At 71.1% G+C, this 17,676-nt stretch carries 19 protein-coding genes; 12 read left to right on the forward strand and 7 right to left on the reverse strand.

The window, feature by feature from the left end:
• Nucleotides 1-26: 26 nt before the first annotated feature.
• Complete coding sequence (locus OHA21_RS22235) at nucleotides 27-1,424, forward strand: sulfatase-like hydrolase/transferase (protein ID WP_328476573.1); 1,398 nt, start codon at nucleotides 27-29, stop codon at nucleotides 1,422-1,424.
• 7 nt (nucleotides 1,425-1,431) lie between these two features.
• Here OHA21_RS22235 and OHA21_RS22240 read toward each other — a convergent pair whose 3' ends face one another.
• The 3 genes from OHA21_RS22240 to OHA21_RS22250 are packed head-to-tail and all read right to left on the reverse strand — an operon-like array spanning nucleotide 1,432 to nucleotide 3,082.
• Nucleotides 1,432-2,148 carry a phosphatase PAP2 family protein gene (locus OHA21_RS22240; RefSeq protein ID WP_328476575.1) on the reverse strand — a complete coding sequence of 239 codons (717 nt, stop codon included), beginning with the start codon at nucleotides 2,146-2,148 and terminating at the stop codon, nucleotides 1,432-1,434.
• 10 nt (nucleotides 2,149-2,158) lie between these two features.
• Nucleotides 2,159-2,851, reverse strand: coding sequence for a phosphatase PAP2 family protein (locus tag OHA21_RS22245; RefSeq protein ID WP_328476577.1), 693 nt, complete (start codon nucleotides 2,849-2,851; stop codon nucleotides 2,159-2,161).
• 9 nt (nucleotides 2,852-2,860) lie between these two features.
• Nucleotides 2,861-3,082 carry a hypothetical protein gene (locus OHA21_RS22250; RefSeq protein WP_328476579.1) on the reverse strand — a complete coding sequence of 74 codons (222 nt, stop codon included), beginning with the start codon at nucleotides 3,080-3,082 and terminating at the stop codon, nucleotides 2,861-2,863.
• 178 nt (nucleotides 3,083-3,260) lie between these two features.
• On the opposite strand from OHA21_RS22250, the gene OHA21_RS22255 reads away from it, so the two are divergent.
• Nucleotides 3,261-4,871, forward strand: a complete 1,611-nt coding sequence (locus OHA21_RS22255) for an acyl-CoA dehydrogenase family protein (protein ID WP_328476581.1) — start codon at nucleotides 3,261-3,263, stop codon at nucleotides 4,869-4,871.
• Between the two features lies 1 nt (nucleotide 4,872).
• Here the strand turns inward: OHA21_RS22255 and OHA21_RS22260 are convergent, their stop codons facing one another.
• Nucleotides 4,873-6,339 carry an ATP-binding protein gene (locus OHA21_RS22260; RefSeq protein ID WP_328476583.1) on the reverse strand — a complete coding sequence of 489 codons (1,467 nt, stop codon included), beginning with the start codon at nucleotides 6,337-6,339 and terminating at the stop codon, nucleotides 4,873-4,875.
• Nucleotides 6,340-6,483: 144 nt separating this feature from the next.
• Here OHA21_RS22260 and OHA21_RS22265 point away from each other — a divergent pair, with 144 nt between their 5' ends.
• The 4 genes from OHA21_RS22265 to OHA21_RS22280 all read left to right on the forward strand — a co-directional run bounded on the left by OHA21_RS22265 (nucleotide 6,484) and on the right by OHA21_RS22280 (nucleotide 10,375).
• On the forward strand, nucleotides 6,484-7,998 hold the full coding sequence (locus OHA21_RS22265) for a M28 family metallopeptidase (protein ID WP_328476585.1): 1,515 nt from the start codon (nucleotides 6,484-6,486) through the stop codon (nucleotides 7,996-7,998).
• A gap of 95 nt (nucleotides 7,999-8,093) precedes the next feature.
• A complete protein-coding gene (locus OHA21_RS22270) occupies nucleotides 8,094-8,564 on the forward strand; it encodes a hypothetical protein (RefSeq protein WP_328476587.1) in 471 nt (156 codons plus the stop codon).
• A gap of 391 nt (nucleotides 8,565-8,955) precedes the next feature.
• A complete protein-coding gene (locus OHA21_RS22275; protein WP_328476589.1) occupies nucleotides 8,956-9,783 on the forward strand; it encodes a class I SAM-dependent methyltransferase in 828 nt (275 codons plus the stop codon).
• A gap of 25 nt (nucleotides 9,784-9,808) precedes the next feature.
• A complete protein-coding gene (locus tag OHA21_RS22280; RefSeq protein ID WP_328476591.1) occupies nucleotides 9,809-10,375 on the forward strand; it encodes a hypothetical protein in 567 nt (188 codons plus the stop codon).
• Nucleotides 10,376-10,399: 24 nt separating this feature from the next.
• Here OHA21_RS22280 and OHA21_RS22285 read toward each other — a convergent pair whose 3' ends face one another.
• The gene (locus OHA21_RS22285) at nucleotides 10,400-11,260 is read right to left on the reverse strand and encodes an alpha/beta hydrolase family protein (RefSeq protein WP_328476593.1); all 861 of its coding nucleotides are present in this window, start codon (nucleotides 11,258-11,260) and stop codon (nucleotides 10,400-10,402) included.
• A 132-nt stretch (nucleotides 11,261-11,392) separates the two neighbouring features.
• Here OHA21_RS22285 and OHA21_RS22290 point away from each other — a divergent pair, with 132 nt between their 5' ends.
• Nucleotides 11,393-11,788: an SRPBCC family protein gene (locus OHA21_RS22290; protein ID WP_328476594.1), complete on the forward strand. Its 396-nt coding sequence runs from the start codon at nucleotides 11,393-11,395 to the stop codon at nucleotides 11,786-11,788.
• On the opposite strand, the gene OHA21_RS22295 is transcribed toward OHA21_RS22290, so the two are convergent.
• Nucleotides 11,718-12,263, reverse strand: coding sequence for a GNAT family N-acetyltransferase (locus OHA21_RS22295; RefSeq protein WP_328476596.1), 546 nt, complete (start codon nucleotides 12,261-12,263; stop codon nucleotides 11,718-11,720). The two genes, OHA21_RS22290 and OHA21_RS22295, sit on opposite strands and share 71 nt — an antisense overlap.
• Before the next feature lie 144 nt (nucleotides 12,264-12,407).
• Here OHA21_RS22295 and OHA21_RS22300 point away from each other — a divergent pair, with 144 nt between their 5' ends.
• Entirely contained in the window at nucleotides 12,408-13,052 is a 645-nt protein-coding gene (locus OHA21_RS22300) for a LysE family translocator (RefSeq protein WP_328478486.1), read from the forward strand.
• Here the strand turns inward: OHA21_RS22300 and OHA21_RS22305 are convergent.
• Nucleotides 13,049-13,387, reverse strand: coding sequence for a hypothetical protein (locus OHA21_RS22305; protein WP_328476598.1), 339 nt, complete (start codon nucleotides 13,385-13,387; stop codon nucleotides 13,049-13,051). The two genes, OHA21_RS22300 and OHA21_RS22305, sit on opposite strands and share 4 nt — an antisense overlap.
• 410 nt (nucleotides 13,388-13,797) lie before the next feature.
• Between OHA21_RS22305 and OHA21_RS22310 the strand changes: the two genes are divergently transcribed.
• From OHA21_RS22310 to OHA21_RS22325, 4 genes are read left to right on the forward strand one after another with little or no spacing between them, the layout of a single operon-like run.
• The gene (locus OHA21_RS22310) at nucleotides 13,798-14,916 is read left to right on the forward strand and encodes an ABC transporter substrate-binding protein (RefSeq protein ID WP_328476600.1); all 1,119 of its coding nucleotides are present in this window, start codon (nucleotides 13,798-13,800) and stop codon (nucleotides 14,914-14,916) included.
• Nucleotides 14,909-15,805: an ABC transporter permease gene (locus OHA21_RS22315; protein WP_328476602.1), complete on the forward strand. Its 897-nt coding sequence runs from the start codon at nucleotides 14,909-14,911 to the stop codon at nucleotides 15,803-15,805. Before OHA21_RS22310 ends, OHA21_RS22315 begins: the two co-directional genes overlap by 8 nt.
• Complete coding sequence (locus OHA21_RS22320) at nucleotides 15,793-16,578, forward strand: ABC transporter permease (protein ID WP_328476604.1); 786 nt, start codon at nucleotides 15,793-15,795, stop codon at nucleotides 16,576-16,578. The genes OHA21_RS22315 and OHA21_RS22320 overlap by 13 nt, the downstream gene beginning before the upstream one ends.
• A complete protein-coding gene (locus tag OHA21_RS22325; RefSeq protein ID WP_328476606.1) occupies nucleotides 16,575-17,594 on the forward strand; it encodes an ABC transporter ATP-binding protein in 1,020 nt (339 codons plus the stop codon). The genes OHA21_RS22320 and OHA21_RS22325 overlap by 4 nt, the downstream gene beginning before the upstream one ends.
• The last annotated feature ends 82 nt before the right edge of the window (nucleotides 17,595-17,676 follow it).

Here is a 17,676-nt window from a genome sequence, read left to right on the forward strand (position 1 = left end):
GCTTCCCCTGATCCACTGGAGACATCGTGACCAACCGTGGGACCACCCGGCGCGGCGTGTTCGGCGCGCTCGCCGGCGCCGCCGCCGCGACCACCCTGACCGCCGAACCAGCCTTCGCCGGTGGCGCCGAGGAGCGCCCCTTCCAGGCGAAGCCCGGCTCCTCGAAGCGGCCCAACATCCTGTTCATCCTGGCCGACGACCTCGGCTGGGCGGACCTGAGCAGCTACGGGTCGCCGAACATCGAGACGCCGCACCTGGACCGGCTGGCCAAGGCCGGGGTCCGCTTCACCGACGGGTATTCGGCCGGCGCGGTCTGCTCCCCCACCCGGGTCGCGTTCTACACCGGTCGCTACCCGGGCCGCACGCCCGGCGGCCTGCCCGAGCCGATCGGCAGTGCCAACGAGCGCGACGGCATCCCGGCCTCGCATCCGACGCTGGCCTCGTTGCTGAAGGAGGCCGGCTACGCCACCGCCCTGATCGGCAAGTGGCACGGCGGGTTCCTGCCGCACTTCAGCCCGCTGCGGGTCGGCTGGGACGAGTTCTTCGGCAACTACTCCGGTGGTGTCGACTACTACTCGAAGTACACGCTCGACGGCTACGACCTCTACGAGGGCGAGACCCCGGCCGAGAACGACGGGCGGTACTACACCGACGTCATCGCCGACCGGGCCGAGCAGTTCGTGCGCCGCGACCACAAAAAGCCGTGGCTGCTGAACCTGAACTTCACCAGCCCGCACTGGCCGTGGGAGGCGCCCGGCGACCGGGCGGTGAGCGAGGAGATCACCGCCCGGATCAAGGCCGGCGACGGGCAGGCCCTCTTCCACCGTGACGGCGGGTCGCTGGAGACCTACAAGAAGATGGTGGAGAACCTGGACCGGCGGATCGGCCAGGTGCTCGGGGCGCTGCGTGACACCGGCCAGGAACGCGACACGGTCGTGGTGTTCCAGAGCGACAACGGCGGCGAGCGGTTCTCGTACAACTGGCCGCTCTCCGGCAACAAGGCCAGCCTCAGCGAGGGCGGCATCCGGGTGCCCACCATCCTGCGCTGGCCGGCCCGGATCCGCAGTGGCCAGGTCAGTCACGTCCCGCTGGTCACCCACGACTGGACCGCCACGCTGCTGGAGATCGCCGGGGCGAAGCCGCACCCGGACTACCCGCTCGACGGCGCCAGCCTGGCCGGCTATCTGCTGCGCGGCGCCAAGGCCCCGGAGCGGGACCTGTTCTGGCGCACCCGCTCGAACCGGGCGCTGCGCCGCGGCAAGTGGAAGTACCTGCGGCTGAGCGCGACCGGCGCCGACGCCCTGTACGACCTGGAGAACGACCCGCGCGAGCAGGCCAACCTGGCCGCCAGGCACCCGGCGCTGGTCGCCGAGCTGCGGGCCCGCTGGGAAGAGATCGACGCCCCGCAGCTGCGCTACAGCTGACCTCCGCTCAGCCGGCCGGCCGGGCCACCGGGACGGGCGCCGGCCGGCGTGGGCCGGGGATCTGCAGCCGCCAGGCGCGCACGTGCCGGTCCAGGAACGCGCGCGACATCACGATCACGCAGGTGGTGCCGTTGATGAAGGCGGCGACGACGTCGCTCGGGTGGTGCATGCCCCGGTACATCCGGGCCATCGCCACCCCGAGCGGCACCAGGATCAGCGCCCAGCACAGCGCCTTGAGCCAGGTGTGCCGTGCCAGCCCGGCGAGCAGGACCGCGAGGCCCAGGTAGAGGGCGACCGCCGCCGATGTGTGCCCGGACGGGAAGCTGGAGGTCGGCGGCGACTCGTCGAGCCGCTGCACCGCGGGGCGGGGCCGGTCGATCGCCTTGGTGGTGAAGTAGAAGACCAGTGCCTGCGCGGTCACCGCCAGGCACAGGAAGGCCGGCTCGCGCCAGCGGCGCAGCACCAGCCAGAGCACCAGCGCGGCGGCGGCGGTCACACCGATGATCCGGGGCGTGTCGGCCACCCCGCTGACCAGATGCGAGATGTCGTCGAGGGTCTCGGTGCGGTCGCCGGCGAACTCCCGGTTCACGCTGTCCTCGATGGTCAGTGGCCACAGGTGCGCGGCAGCCCGGGTCAGCAGGATCCCGAGCCCGATCATGAACAGCAGCAGGGCAGCGATCGGCAGCACGACCCGCTTGAGGGTTTGAGCGGTGACGGTCAGCACGAACCGCTCTCTACCCAGGCACGCTCTCAGCGACACGGGTCCCGCTGAACCGGCGCGGGAAGGCGAGGACGGAGAGGGCCGGCAGGGCGACGCCCAGCAGCAGGCCGGCCGTCACGTCGCTGGTCCAGTGCACGCCGAGGCCGACCCGGGTGTACGCGGTGACCAGCGGGATCAGCACCGCGGCCAGCCAGAGGGCGGCGCGGGCGAGCGGGCGGTCGCGCAGCAGCGGCAGCAGCACCATGAGGAACACGGCCGCGCCGAGCGCATTGGTCATCGCATGGCCGGACGGGAACGCGTAGCCGGTGGCTTGCGCCACCGGATCCAGCAGGTCCGGGCGGTGCCTTCCGAACAGAAGCTTGAGGAGTACGCCGAGCAGCGCACCCGCCGCCACCGTGGCGACCACCCAGACGGCCAACGGTCGCGCGTGCCGCCGCCACAACCAGATCGCCAGCAGCGCCGCCGCGATCCGCCACGTCGTCGGGTGGAAGATCAGGCTCCACCACTCCATGGCGCCGGCCCAGCCCGGATGGTCCAGGGCGACCTGGTGGAGCCGGTCGGTGATCCGGGCGTCGAGGTCGTGCAGGGGCGTGTACTGCCCGGCGACCAGCGCGGCGATCAGCGCGAACGGGACGAGCAGGATCGCCGCCGCCGCGACCGCCGCGGTCGTGCGTACCTCTAGGGTGGTCTCGTGGTCGGGCCGCATGGCGGCCTATTACCCCACACCCCGGCTGCGAAGCACCTGTGGGTCCGGCGCCGCGCCGCTGCCCAGCTCGTTGACCTGCTTGATCGCGTTGCGGATCGCCGGCAGGCTGACGGTCAGCGCCTCGGCCGCCCGGTCGGCCTGCGCGGCGTGGTCGGCCATCTGCTCGGTGGCGGCGTGCGCGGCGCCCGCCCCGGCGTTGATGTCGTGCACCGAGGAGCGGACCGCGTCCACGCCGCGGGCCGCGTCGCATGACCAGCATGACCACGAGCAGGCCGATGGTCGGGATCAGCTCACCGCGCCGCAGAGCCGCGAGCGGCCGGAACCGTACGCTCGGCGCAGCCCCCACACCGTTACGTTCGGCACGTCCGGGCCATCGCTGAGCGGGCTACCGGCGAGTAGATTCCGGCGGGTGACCGCTACGCACGAGGTGTTCAACCAGCCGCCGCTCCTGCTCGACCACGACGTCGCCGCCGACGCGGCGCTGCTGGAGGCGGCCGAGCGGGAGGGCGCCGGCTGGGCCGCCGGCGATCTGCACCGGCTCGGCAAGCTCGCCGGCGGCGCCGAGGCCCAGCGCTGGGCGGACGAGGCCAATCGGTACGAGCCCCGCCTGCAGACCCACGACCGGTACGGCCACCGCCTCGACGAGGTCGAGTTCCACCCGTCCTGGCACCGGCTGATGGACGTCGCCGTCGGCGAGGGGCTGGCCGGCGCCGCCTGGGCCGACACCCGTCCCGGCGCGCACGTCGCCCGGGCCGCCGCCTTCTATGTGTGGTCGCAGGTTGAGGCCGGGCACGGCTGCCCGGTCTCGATGACCTACGCCGTGGTCCCCGCCCTGCGGCAGAACCCGGATCTCGCCGCCGTCTACGAGCCGCTGCTCACCAGCCGGGCGTACGATCCCGGCCTGCGCACGCCCACACAGAAGCGCGGCCTGCTCGCCGGCATGGGCATGACCGAGAAACAGGGCGGCTCGGACGTGCGGGCCAACACCACCACCGCCACCCCGGCCGGCGACGGCACGTGGCTGCTGCGCGGCCACAAGTGGTTCACCAGCGCCCCGATGTGCGACCTGTTCCTGGTCCTCGCGCAGGCGCCGGGCGGGCTCTCCTGCTTCCTGGCCCCCCGGATCCTGCCGGACGGGACCCGCAACGTGTTCCGCATCCAGCGGCTCAAGGACAAGCTCGGCAACCGCAGCAACGCCAGCAGCGAGCCGGAGTTCGACGGCACCACCGCCTGGCTGGTCGGCGGCGAGGGCCAGGGCGTACGGACGATCATCGAGATGGTCGCGATGACCCGGCTGGACTGTGTGATCGGCTCCGCCTCCGGGATGCGCGCGGCGCTCGTACCGGCGATCCACCACGCGCGGCATCGCAGCGCGTTCGGTGGCCCGCTGATCGCCAAGCCCGCGATGCGCAACGTGCTCGCCGACCTGGCCGTCGAGTCCGAGGCGGCGACCGCGCTGGCGATCCGGCTGGCCGGCGCGGTCGACCGCGACGAGCAGGCGTTCCGGCGGCTGGCCATCCCGGTCGGCAAGTTCTGGGTGTGCAAGCGCCAGCCGGCCGTCGTCGGCGAGGCGCTGGAGTGCCTGGGCGGCAACGGCTACGTCGAGGACTCCGGTCTGCCCCGGCTCTACCGCGACGCGCCGCTCAACTCGATCTGGGAGGGGTCCGGCAACGTGCAGGCCCTCGACGTGCTGCGGGCGATGCAGCGCAGCCCGGAGAGCGTGGAGGCGTTCCTGGCCGAGGTGGGTGCGGCCGCCGGCGCCGACCGGCGCCTGGACGCGGCGATCGCCGACCTGCGCGAGCGGCTCGCCGACCGCACTGACCCGGAGACCCGGGCCCGCCGGGTGGTCGAGCGGATGGCCCTGGTCCTGCAGGGTTCGCTGCTGGTCCGGCACGCGCCGGCCGCGGTCGCCGACGCGTTCTGCGCCAGCCGCCTCGGCGGCGACTGGGGACAGACCTTCGGCACCCTGCCGCCCGGCGTCGACACCGCGGCGATCGTCGAGCGGGCGATGCCCGCCTAGCTCAGGCGCGGCCGCGCAGGTCGCGGACCGCGTCGAGCAGCTCCTGCTGGGTGATCGGCCCGGCCGTTCCGCTGCGGGCCTCCTGCATCGCCTTGGCCAGCTGCACCCGGCGCAGCACCTCCTTGATGTCCGCGCCGGTCATGCCGGTGCTGGCCACGCCCAGCGCGGGCGCGTCGAGGTCCTCGGCGAACATCCGGAAGTCCGGGTTCTCGTGCGCCGCGATCAGCCCGCGGATCATCTTGCGGAAGATCTCGGCGCGGCTCACCTCGTCCGGTTTCGGCACGCTGATCTTGATGTCGAACCGGCCGGACCGGATCAGCGACTCGTCCACCCGGTGCGGGAAATTCGTGGTCGCCACCACGATCACGTTGGGGTTCGCCTCGATCAGATCGTTCATCTCCTGCTTGAAGATGCCGGCGACCGCGTTCAGCGCCTGGCTGGCCGCGTCGCCGCCGGCGCCCGCGTAGCTGACGATCGAGTCGAACTCGTCGAACAGCATCAGGGTCGGCACCCGGTAGCGGCGGGCGTCGCGGAAGATCTGCTTGATGTTGCGCTCCGACCCGCCCAGCCACTTGTCGAGGATCTCCGGCGTGCGGATCTCCCGGAAGTCGGCGCCGATCTCGTTGGCCAGCGCCCGGGAGAGCATCGTCTTGCCGGTGCCGGGTGGCCCGTACATCAGAATGCCCTGCGGCCGGCGCGCGCCCCACCGTGCCATGGCCTCCGGATGCCGGAACGACACCGCGATCTGGCGCAGCTCGGCGACCACGTCGGCGAGCCCGCCGACCATGTCCAGGGTGACCGCCTGGGTGGTGACCGGCGCCTTCGGCAGGGACTCGCGGCTGATCACATAGCGCCGGCCGCGCAGAGCGTCCGGGCTGGTCAGCTCGATCACCGCCTGCAGCGTCAGGGTGACGAAGGCGCGCAGATGGTCCGGGCCGACGTCGTCGCGCGGCACACGGGCCTCCAGGCGGGCCACGGTCCCCTCGTCCTCATAGGTCACGGTCGCCTGCAACCCCACGGCGGCGTCGGCGAGCACGCCGGGTTCGCGCCCGGCCGCCGGGCCGGAGGGACGATCAAGACCCAATTTTCGGTACGCGGCCGCAGCCGCAGTACCGACACCGTCCACGATGCGGGTGGCCACCGGGTCCCCCGCGGCGATCCGTTTCGCCAGCAGCACGCCGAGCGGGTCCTGGCCGAGCACCAGCTTGCGCATCCGCTCAGTGGACATCTCCTCGGCGCGGGCACTGATCAGGGCGGTGAACACGTGTACCGGGCCGGCGGGGTCGTCCGCACCGGCGACCGTCAGGTCGACCCGCTGCACCGGCGCCGGCCAGGTCGCGCGGCGCAGCAACTCGACCGGGTTCACCCGGGCCGCGGCGAGCAACGTGGTGGCATCCACCATTTCGATGACTGCTCCCGCGTACTCGAAACTCTCACTGCGCGGCCGTGCGAAGCTCGCCTCGGACATGCTCTCCTCCGACCTGCTGTCCACTTGCCGACCCACCAAGAGTGACACGACCACGCCGCTCCGCTTTCGCCATTGATCCAGGTCGGTTAATCTCGGCCCGCTGACCACCCTCGATGCCACTGTTGCCATACAGAGGAGATCCCCTTGCGCAAACTGGCCATCCCCGTCATCGCGACGCTGCTCGCGACCCTCGCCCCACAACCGGCGATCGCGGGCGGGCACCACGACAACAGCAGCAAACGGCTCCGCGAGGCGGTGACCGTGAACGGCGTCCTGGACCACCTGCGGGCGTTCCAGAAGATCGCCGACCGCAACGACGACACCCGCGCCTCCGGCACGCCGGGGTACGACGCGAGTGCCGCCTATGTGAAGAGCGTGCTGCGTAAGGCGGGCTACCGCGTCTCCGAGCAGAAGTTCACCTTCCCGTTCTACCGCGAGCTCGCGCCCGCCCAGCTCACCCGGGTGTCCCCGGCCGGGCCGGCCTACGAGACGCACACCTTCGACTACTCCGGCACCGGCGACGTGACCGGCCAGGTCGTCCCCGCGCTGAACAACGTGCTGCCGCCGACCCCCGAGCCCAGCTCGGCCGCCGGGTGCGCGGTAACCGACTTCACCCCGGCGTCGGCGACCGCGCCGCAGATCGCCCTGATCCAGCGTGGTGGCTGTGACTTCTCGGTCAAGGCGCAGAACGCGCAGGCCGCCGGTTACGACGCGGTGATCATTTTCAACGAGGGCCAGCCGGGCCGCGACGAGCTGCTCACCGGCACCCTGGGCGCGATCTTCACCATCCCGGTGGTGGGCCTGAGCTTCGCCGACGGCAGCGCGCTCGACGCCGCCGAGGCCGGGACCGTGACGGTCCGGGTGCAGACCAGCACCGAGACCCGCGAGGGCGCCACGACCAGCAACATCATCGCGGACAGCCGCAGCGGCGACGACGAGCGGGTGCTCGTGGTCGGCGCCCACCTCGACTCGGTGGCGGCCGGTCCGGGCATCAACGACAACGGCAGCGGCACCGCCACCATCCTGGAGATCGCCGAGCAGATCGCCAAGCTGAAGATCAAGCCGCGGCAGCAGCTGCGGTTCGCGTTCTGGGGCGCCGAGGAGGCCGGGCTGCTCGGCTCGGAGCACTACGTGGCCCAGCTCAGCGAGGCGCAGCAGAAGACGATCTTCGCCAACCTGAACTTCGACATGGTCGGCTCGCCGAACTACGTGCGCTTCGTCTACGACGGCGACGGCTCGGACACCGGCACCGAGGGCCCGGCCGGCTCCGGTGACATCGAGAAGATCTTCACCGACTACTTCACCGGGCAGGGCCTGGCCAGCGAGCCCACCGCGTTCGACGGCCGCTCGGACTACGGCCCGTTCATCGCGGTCGGCATCCCGGCCGGCGGCCTGTTCAGCGGCGCCGAGGGCGTCAAGACGCCGGAGCAGGCGGCCGAGTACGGCGGCACCGCGGGCGAGCCGTACGACCCGTGCTACCACGAGGCCTGCGACGACATCCGCAACCTGAACAAGCGGGCCCTGAGCGAGCTCGGCGACGCGGCCGCGCACGCGACCTACACGCTTGCACGTACCCGGGCGGACTTCGCCGTACCGGCCCCGGCCGCCGCCAAGGCCGCCGCGGCCACGGCGGACTCCGGCTCGCACGCGCTGCGCTGATCCCCTCCGGTGGGGGCGCCCGGCCGGGCGCCCCCACCGTTCCACCTCTCCCCCCGTGCCCCCACCGGCTCGCGATCATCCGCCAGCATGGCGGGATGCCGTCCCGCACCTACCGCTACCGGCCGTGGCTCGCCTGGAGCGCGGTGGTCCTGCTGTTCACGATCGGTTTCGCCGTCCCGGTCGTCGGCTATGTGTTCCGCGAGGCGAGCATCGCGGCCGTGGCCAAGGCTTTTCTCATCCTGGTGCCACTGACCGCCTTCGCCGCCTTCCTGATCGGCGGCTGCCGGGTGCGCACCGTCATCGACGATGAGGCGATCACCCAGCATTGGATCACCTCGACCTATCGCATCCCGTACGCCGAGATCACCGGCCTGGAGCGTGACGCGTCGTCGAGCAGGTGGTTCCTGCGGATTCTCCGGGGTGAACAAACCTACGAGGTCATCCCCTGCCAGCAGATGGCCCTGCTCGGCGGCCTGCTCCAGCCGGGCCCGCCGCTGGTGCTGCTGGCCGTCGAGGCCGAGATCGAAGCCCGCCTCCCGCCGGAAGCCGACCGGCCCGCCCCTTGAACCCTGCTCCCGCCGCCACCATCAATCCGGCTGACCACCACCGCTGCCTCCGGGGCCCGGAAACGACACCCAGCGTCAGCCAGACAACCCGGCTGACCACCACCGCTGCTTCCGAGGCCGGGAAACGACACCCAGCGTCAGCCGGACAACCCCAGCTGACCACCACTGCTGCCTCCGGGGCCGGGAAACGACACCCAGCGTCAGCCGGACGACCCGGCTGACCACCACTGCTGCCTCCGGGGCCGGGAAACGACACTCGGCGTCAGCCGGACGACCCGGCTGACCACCACTGCTGCTTCCGGGGGCCGGGAGACGACAGTGAGCGTCAGCTGGATTCGGGGCGGCGGGAAATGGGGTGCCGCTCGGGCGGCCTTCTTGCCAGGATCCCGGCATGGACCGGATGACTGCGGAGATCGTCAGCTACTACGCGGAGCGGTATGACGAGGCCGGCCGGCTCGATCGGCGGCCGCAGGCGCGGCTGGAGCGGATCCGCACTCTCGAGCTGCTGGAAGAGCTGCTGCCGCCCGCGCCGGCGGCGATTCTGGACGTCGGTGGTGGGCCCGGCGCGTATGCGCGGCCGCTTGCCGCGGCCGGGTACCGGGTTCGGCTGGTGGATGTGGTTCCGGCGCATGTGGAGCAGGCCCGCGCCGGAGACCCGCCAGTCGACGCGGTGGTCGGCGATGCGCGGGATCTGCCGGAGCCGGACGGTGGCTACGACGCGACGCTGCTCCTCGGGCCGCTCTATCACCTGCTGGACCGGCAGGAGCGGGTGCGGGCACTGCGGGAGGCGGTGCGGGTCACCCGGCCCGGCGGGCGTGTTCTGGCGGCGGCGATCTCCCGGTTCGCCGGGCCGCTCGACATGGCGACCAAGGCGGAGCTCACCGACCGGGTCCTGGACGAGGCGGCCAAGCTGATCACCAGCGGGGAGAACGATCCGTCGATCGGCTTCACGCATGCGTACTTTCACCGCGTACCCGAATTGGTGTCTGAGTGCCGGGAGGCCGGCCTGGCGGAAGTGACCGTGCATGGTGTGGAAGGACCACTCTGGACCGCGGCGGAGGCCGCGGCCGGCGGGCCGGACGCCGACGCGATCTTCGAGGGCGCGCTGAAGCTGGCCCGGTTGTACAGCGCCGAGCCGGAATTGATTCCGATGAGTGCCCACCTGCTGGTGGCCGGATCGGCCCCGCAGAGTCGATCTTCCCTGGTCGATGACTTGTAGCGGTCAGTGATGGCAGTATTACCGGATGCAAATCTTGTTCGCTCACAGCACCATCGGGTCCGCCGTCGCCACAGTGCACCGTGACGACGGCGTGGTGCTTCAGATACCCGCCCATGATCGACAACACCGGGTTCCCCACGAGCTCGCCTGCTTCGCGACCGAGCGTTGCCTGGGGATGACCGGCGGCGTCTTCGGGTCGATCGCGGCCGGCGGCGTCTTCCCGAACATGCGGCTGCTCAGCGGCAAGCCACGGTACGACGCCGCGGCCCGCAGCAAGCGGCTCCTCGATGCCAACAAGCGCGCCCTGGGCCTGGCCGAGCTGATCGCCGACGTGGTGCACCGCGCGGTCGAGGAGGGCGACACCACGAAGGTGCCGGTCCTGACCCGCGACGCCTGGGCACTGCTCGACTCGGGCCCGTTCCCGTGGACCGACGAGCAGGTCAACGAGGCCGTGCAGGACCTGCTGGAGCTGGCCGAGGAGTGGGAGGGTCAGGGCGCCGTCCGGGTCACCTGGCCGGAGCAGCTGGTCGCCGCGGTGCCGGCCCAGCGCGAGGGCAAGAAGGGGCGCCGCCGGGCCGAGCGGCGGCACTGACGCCCGGCCCCACCTCCGCAGCAGCTACTTGACGTAGGTGACGGTCACGTTCGGATCGGTCGCGTCGCCGGTGGCGTAGACGTACTTCTTCGCCGCACTGTCGCCGGTCTGCGCGAGCAGCCACTGGGCCGACCATCGTGCGATGGTCTCGACGCCCACCGCCTGGCTCAGAGTCTGCGCCGAGGCGTCCGGCAGAGCGCCCGCCGGGTTCTGCCCGTTGGTGATGCCGTAGTGGTTGGCGCCCGCGAGCTCGATGAACGCCTTCGGCGTGCCCGCGGTCAGGTTATAGGTGGTCCGCCCCTCGGCCGGGGTTGCGACCCCGTCCACAGTGCCCTGGATGTATCCGATCGGCACGTTGTTCAGCACCGGCAGCACCAGGTCGGTGCCGTAGAGCACGTTGTTGCCGCCGTACGGGACGACCGCCTCCAGCTCACCCGGCGCGGTGTTCGCGATCGCGCAGAACGGGATGACGCAGAGCCCGGTGCTGAGACTCAGCGCGGTGGCGGCGCCGAACGAGTGGCCGGCCAGCACGAGGGTGTTCTCGTCGATGCGCCGGTACAGCGGTGAGGCGGCGTTGTCGTCCTCGGCCTCGGCCCAGTCGACGGTCCAGCCGGCCTGCGCGCCCTCGGGATAGAGGCCACTGACGCCGAACAGGGACCGGGTGTGGTTGGGGACGACCACGACGAAACCGTACGAGGCGAGCTTCGTCGCGAACGCCGAGTAGTGCGACTTGTCGACGTTCGCCCCCTGGAGCAGCAGAGCCACCGGCAGCCGGGTGCCGGTCACCGGGTGGTACACGTCGGCGCTGTCACCGTTGATCGTCGTCGGATAGCCGGCGACCGCCGTGGTCGCGGCGTGCGCGGGAGCCGGCGCGGCAAGCGTCACAGCGAGCAGTGCAACCGACGCCGCAGCAGCCCACTGTTTCCAAGAACGGAACGATGTCACATTCATGGATACGGACTATGGTCATCGATGGGATCGGCGTCAAGGGCCCGCGATTGATGGAAGGATGACCGGATGACCTCGGACTCCCGCTTCCTCAGCGTGCGCATCGACCGCCCGGCGAAGACCGTCTATGAGTACGCGGCAGACGTCGCGAACCTGCGGGAATGGGTCACCGGCATCGAGAGCGACGCCCAGGTCACCTTCGCGCCGCGCAACGATTTCGGCGTCCTGGATCACGAGGTCCGGACGCCCGCCGGCGAAACGGTGTACGTGCCCATGCGCGTCACTTCCCACGGCGACGGCGCCGAGGTGGTCTTCACCCTGCGCCCCTTCCCCGGCATGACCGCCGAGGAGCTCGAGCGGGACAGCGCGGCGGTGATGACCGACCTGAACCGGCTCAGGGAGAACCTGGAGGCAGGCGCTGCTCCAGCACCTGGCCCGGCCACGGATCAGCCGGCTGCGCCATGACGAAGCCCTGTGTCGCTGTGAACCCCTGACCCTCGTAGTACCGGACGAGGGCCCGGTCGTCGCCGGCGTAGCAGTCGACCCGGAGCAGGCCGATGCCCTCGTCCGCGGCGACCGCCCGGGCGTGGTCCAGCAGCCGGGCGCCGATCCCCCGGCCGTTGTGATCCCGATCGGTCACGAGCAGGACGATGTACAGCTCCGGCTCGGGTGCCCGGTCGACGTACGCCGGCGGGTTGCCGAAGCCCAGCGCGCCCACCACCCGCTCGCCGTGCACCGCGACGTGCAGACCGCCGTCGGCGGCGATGCGATTGACCAGGGCGGACAGGCGCGGGTTGGCGGACAGCGGCTCGGTGCCCCACTGGCCGGGACGCCCGCGGTCGCTCAGCCACCGCACCGCGCCGTCGAGCAGGTCCAGCACCGCCGGCACGTCGGCCGGGCGGCCCGGGCGAATGTCCGTCCACTCTGTACTGTCGCGCACGCGGCCATTCTGCCCGTTCGGCCGACTTGGGCCACCGGCGGGCCGATGGACCGTGATCCGAACGGCGGATCACCAGAACAGCCGCAGGCCACGGCCGTGGAATTGGTCGTCGCGGCGCGGCGCCGGGCCGGGAAGCGTGGGGGCGTGGTCACCCTCTCGTCGATCCTCGCCGTCTCCGCCGTCGCCCTGGGCATGGTTCTCACGCCCGGGCCGAACATGATGTATCTGGTCTCGCGCAGCATCACCCAGGGAGCGCGGGCCGGGATCGTCTCGCTCGCCGGGGTGGCGCTGGGCTTCCTCGTCTACCTCACCGCCACCAATCTCGGGCTGTCCGTCCTGTTCGTCGCGGTGCCGGAGCTGTACACGGCGATCAAGCTGGCCGGCGCGGGTTACCTGGCCTGGCTGGCCTGGAAGACGCTGCGCCCGGGCGGGACGTCGGTGTTCGAGCCGCAGCCGCTGGCAGCCGACTCGGCGGGCCGGCTGTTCACCATGGGCCTGCTGACCAACCTGCTGAACCCGAAGGCCGCGGTGATGTACCTGTCGCTGATCCCGCAGTTCGTCGACCCGGCGGCCGGCCACGTGATGGCGCAGGGCTTCCTGCTGGGTGGCGTGCAGCTGCTGGTCAGCATGGCGGTGAACCTGGCGATCGTGCTCACCGCCGGGACGATCGCGGTGTTCCTGGCCCGGCGGCCCGGCTGGCTGCGGGTGCAGCGCTACCTGATGGGGACGGTGCTCGGGGTCATCGCGGTCAAGCTCGCCACGGACCGGGCGCGCCCGGTGGCCGCCTAGCGGCGGGCCAGCACCAGGGCGCCGATCAGCACCTGCCCGGCCGGGACCGCCACCGTCGCGACGAGCATCGCACCCTGCGGGCGTAGTCCCAGGTGGAGCAGCATCATGATGGCGCTGAGGGCGAGCAGGCTCAGCCAGGCGCCGCGGTCGTCCGGCCGGTGCCACAGTTTCAGCCCGCACGGCACGCAGACCAGCGCCAGCACGGCGAGTCCGGCGAAGGCCACCGGAGCGTGACCGGAGTGGCTGCCGGCCAGGGCCAGGTGCACCACGACGCCGCCCGCGCCGAGCGCCGCCGCGATCCGGGCCGGAGCTGTCCTGCTCGGGCTGGGTTCCATCGATCGGTGAGTCTGCCACACGGTTCCAGGAATCATCGGCGGCCACTGATATCAGCCCGGACTGAGATCTAGATCACATTACGCAACCTATCCGGCCCGGTCAGACACTCTTACAGAGGAACACTGCAGCGCCGGCGGACTTGTCCCCAGCAATCCGGCGGCGCCGAAGGCCCCGTTCGCACTCCCCTCCGCCAAGGGGACGCGGGCGGGGCCCTTCTGCTGTTACCAATGATCGCTTTCGATCTTCCGGGCTGCGTGCGATGGTGCAGAAAGAACCGCGGCCGGGAGTGACCTTCGCCGGAACAGCTAAACGTCGCCGAGCGGACTTCTTCCGTACGCCTTTCCTCCACCAAGCACTTTCATGATCCACCAGCGCGCACCGGTTGCGGTGCCGCAGAAGGAGGAACACAGTGCGCACCCTTTCCCGCTCGGTCGCCGTGGTGGCGGCCGCGACCATGTTCGCCGCCACCGCGGCCTGCTCCCCGCCGGAGAAGGAGACGGAGGCCGCCGCGGGCAGCGCGGCCACCGCGGCGAGCGCCGCCGACCTGGGCGGCATGGACGCCCTGATCGCCGCGGCGAAGAAGGAGGGGCAGCTCAACGTGATCGCCCTGCCGCCGAACTGGGCGAACTACGGCGAGATCATCAAGACGTTCGGTGACAAGTACGGCATCAAGGTCAACTCGGCGCAGCCGGACGGCTCCAGCCAGGACGAGATCAACGCGGCCAACCAGCTCAAGGGGCAGGACACCGCCCCGGACGTGTTCGACCTCGGCGGCGCGGTGGCGACCGCCAACACGGCGATGTTCGCGCCGTACAAGGTGGCCACGTTCGACGAGATCCCGGCCGAGCTCAAGGACGCGAACGGCGCCTGGGTCAACGACTACGGCGGCTACATGTCGATCGGCTACGACAGCGCCAAGGTGCCCGCGCCGACCAGCGTGGACGACCTGCTGAAGCCGGAGTACAAGGGCAAGGTCGCGCTCAACGGCGACCCGACGCAGGCCGGCGCGGCGTTCGGCGGCGTGCAGATGGTCGCGGTGGCGAAGGGCGGCTCGGCGGAGGACGTCAAGCCCGGCGTCGACTTCTTCGGCGAGCTGAAGAAGGCCGGCAACTTCCTGCCGGTCGACCCGAACCCGGCGACCATCACGTCCGGCCAGACGCCGGTCGTCTTCGACTGGGACTACCTGAACACCGCGAGCGCCACCAAGGTCAGCACCTGGAAGACGTTCGTCCCGTCGAACGCGGTGCTCGGCTCGTACTACGTGCAGGCGATCAACAAGGACGCGCCGCACCCGGCCGCCGCGCGGCTCTGGCAGGAGTTCCTCTACTCCGACGAGGGCCAGAACCTGTGGCTCAAGGGTGGCGCCCGTCCGGTGCGCGCCGACGCCATGCAGAAGGCCGGCACGATCGACGCGACCGCGTTCGCCGCGCTGCCCAAGGTCGACGGCACTCCGGTGATCCCGACCGAGGCGCAGAACACCAAGGCGAAGGGGTACCTCGCCGCGAACTGGACCAAGGCCGTTGGCTGAGATCGCCACGACCGCTCCGCAGCGCGTGGCCCGGCGGCCACGCCTGCGGGGCGCCTCGTCACTGCTCGGCACGGTGCCGTTCTTCGCGTACGTGACGATCTTCCTGATCATCCCGACGCTGGTCGTGGTGATCGGGGCGTTCGCCTCCGACGCCGGCGGTTTCACCCTGGGCAACGTCCGCGCTCTGGGCGACGAGTACGTCGTCGCGGCCTTCGGCCGCAGCATCACCCTGTCGGCGGCGAGCGCGCTGATCGGCGCGATCTTCGGAGCACTGCTGGCGTACGCGCTGGTCACCGCCAGAACGGGCGGTCTGCTCCGGCGGATGGTCACCGCGGCGTGCGGGGTGCTCGCCCAGTTCGGCGGGGTCACCCTCGCCTTCGCGTTCCTGGCCACGATCGGCCTGTCCGGGTTCCTCACGCTCTGGCTGACCGAGCACGGCTTCGACCCGTACGCAAACGGGGTCTGGCTCTTCGAACTTCCGGGGTTGACCCTGGTCTACACGTACTTCCAGATCCCGCTCATGGTGATCGTGTTCCTGCCCGCGCTGGACGGCATCCGGCCACAGTGGCGGGAGGCGACCGAGAGCCTGGGCGGCACCACCTGGCAGTACTGGACCCGGGTGGCCGGGCCGCTGCTCGCCCCGGCGTTCCTCGGCTCCACGCTGCTGCTGTTCGCCAACGCGTTCTCCGCGTACGCCACCGCCGCCGCCCTGGTCAGCCAGGGCAGCCCGATCGTGCCGCTGCAGATCCGCGGCGCTCTGACCAGCGAGGTCGTCCTCGGCCAGGCGAACCTTGGCAAGGCCATGGCGCTCGGCATGGTGGTCGTCGTCGCGGTCGTGATGACCCTCTACTCCCTGCTGCAGAAAAGGACCGCCCGATGGCTGGGTTAGCCGTACGCCGGGCCCGCCGGCAACGGGCGTTCCGCTGGAGCGTGCTGCTCGTCCTCGGCACGTTCTTCGTTGTCCCGCTGATCGCGATGGTCGAGTTCAGCACCCGGGACGCCGAGACCTGGCCGCTGCTGGTGAACTGGCCACGGCTCAGCGAGACCTACCCCGATCTCGCCAACGGCATCGTCGCCTCACTCGGCCAGGCGTCGCTGACCTCGCTGCTCATGCTGGTGCTGCTGGTGCCCACGGCGATCTGGGTACGCCTGCGCCTGCCCCGCCTGCGCCGGCTGGTCGAGTTCCTCTGTCTGCTCCCGCTCACCATCCCGGCGATCGTGCTGGTGGTCGGGCTGGCGCCGGTGTACGCCTGGGTCAACTACTTCCTCGGCGGCTCGTCGTTGACGCTGGTCTTCGCGTACACCGTCCTGGTCCTGCCCTATGCCTACCGCGCGATCGACGCCGGCCTCTCCGCCATCGACGTGCAGACGCTGGCCGAGGCGGCCCGCAGTCTCGGCGCGAGCTGGACCACCGTGATCTGGCGCGTGGTGCTGCCGAACATCCGCTCGGCCGTGCTCTCCGCCGCATTCCTGACCGTGGCGCTGGTGCTCGGCGAGTTCACCATCGCGTCACTGCTGCACCGCACCAACCTGCAGGTCGCCATCGACTACCTGGGCAAGAGCAGCGCCACCATGTCGGTGGCCGTCTCGCTCGCCGCCCTGTTGCTGGCGTTCGCCCTGCTCCTAGTGCTTTCGCTGTTCGGAAAACGGGAGTCCCGATGACTGGAGTAGGTGTTCACCTCGACGGGCTGCGCCGCACGTTCGGCCAGACGCACGCGCTCGACGACCTGAACCTGTCGATCGAGCCGGGCGAGCTGATCGCCCTGCTCGGGCCGTCCGGCTGCGGCAAGACGACCGCGCTGCGGATCCTCGCGGGTCTCGACGACGCCGACGCCGGGCGGGTGGTGGTCGGCGGCAAGGACGTCACGCGCCTGCCGGCGAACCGGCGCGACATGGGCATGGTCTTCCAGGCGTACAGTCTCTTCCCGCATCTGGATGCCCAGCGCAACGTCGAGTTCGGCCTGCGCCTGCGCGGCCGCCGCAACGCATCGGCGCGGGCCGCCGAGATGCTCGACCTGGTCGGTCTCGCCGGCTTCGCCGGGCGGTTCCCGCACCAGCTCTCCGGCGGCCAGCAACAGCGTGTCGCGCTGGCGCGCGCGCTCGCCATCGAGCCGCAGGTGCTGTTGCTGGACGAGCCGTTGTCGGCATTGGATGCCAAGGTACGCGTCCAGTTGCGCGACGAGATCCGCCGGATCCAGACCGAGATCGGTACGACCGCCCTGTTCGTGACGCATGACCAGGAGGAGGCCCTCGCCGTCGCCGACCGGGTCGGGGTGATGCGCGCCGGAAAGCTGGAGCAGCTGGCCCCGCCCGCCGAGGTCTACCTGCGGCCGGCGACCGCGTTTGTGGCCGATTTCGTCGGGCTCAGCAATCGGCTGCCCGGTACGGTCGACGGCGACGGGATCGAGGTTTTCGGCACCCGGCTGCCGTTGGTGACGCCCCACGCGGGCGGCGCCGCGACGGCGCTCGTACGCCCGGAATCGGTGGACGTCATCCCGGACGCTGACGGCGACGCACAGGTGCTGACCAGCAGTTTCCTCGGGCCGACGAGCCGGGTCACGGTCACTGTCGGCGAACACCTGGTGGTCGCGCAGGTCCCCAGTGGACGGTTGCCCGATCTGGCCCCGGGCACCCCGGTGCGGGTCACGCTGAATCCGGTGGCGGTGGCATTGGAGTAAGCCCTGCGTTTTACACGCTTCTATCGGCGGGTTAGAGTCGGAGCCCCAACTGGGAGCGCTCCCATTGCGGATTTCCCCAGCG

It is taken from the genome of Actinoplanes sp. NBC_00393, from assembly GCF_036053395.1.
GTDB lineage: Bacteria > Actinomycetota > Actinomycetes > Mycobacteriales > Micromonosporaceae > Actinoplanes.

Bases quoted from the DNA above. Each gene is read 5' to 3' on its own strand.
- OHA21_RS22245 (WP_328476577.1), bottom strand. From the start codon at position 2,851: ATGCGGCCCGACCACGAGACCACCCTAGAGGTACGCACGACCGCGGCG.
- OHA21_RS22260 (WP_328476583.1), bottom strand. From the start codon at position 6,339: ATGTCCGAGGCGAGCTTCGCACGGCCGCGCAGTGAGAGTTTCGAGTAC.
- OHA21_RS22270 (WP_328476587.1), top strand. From the start codon at position 8,094: ATGCCGTCCCGCACCTACCGCTACCGGCCGTGGCTCGCCTGGAGCGCG.
- OHA21_RS22275 (WP_328476589.1), top strand. From the start codon at position 8,956: ATGGACCGGATGACTGCGGAGATCGTCAGCTACTACGCGGAGCGGTAT.
- OHA21_RS22280 (WP_328476591.1), top strand. From the start codon at position 9,809: ATGCAAATCTTGTTCGCTCACAGCACCATCGGGTCCGCCGTCGCCACA.
- OHA21_RS22290 (WP_328476594.1), top strand. From the start codon at position 11,393: ATGACCTCGGACTCCCGCTTCCTCAGCGTGCGCATCGACCGCCCGGCG.
- OHA21_RS22305 (WP_328476598.1), bottom strand. From the start codon at position 13,387: ATGGAACCCAGCCCGAGCAGGACAGCTCCGGCCCGGATCGCGGCGGCG.
- OHA21_RS22320 (WP_328476604.1), top strand. From the start codon at position 15,793: ATGGCTGGGTTAGCCGTACGCCGGGCCCGCCGGCAACGGGCGTTCCGC.
- OHA21_RS22325 (WP_328476606.1), top strand. From the start codon at position 16,575: ATGACTGGAGTAGGTGTTCACCTCGACGGGCTGCGCCGCACGTTCGGC.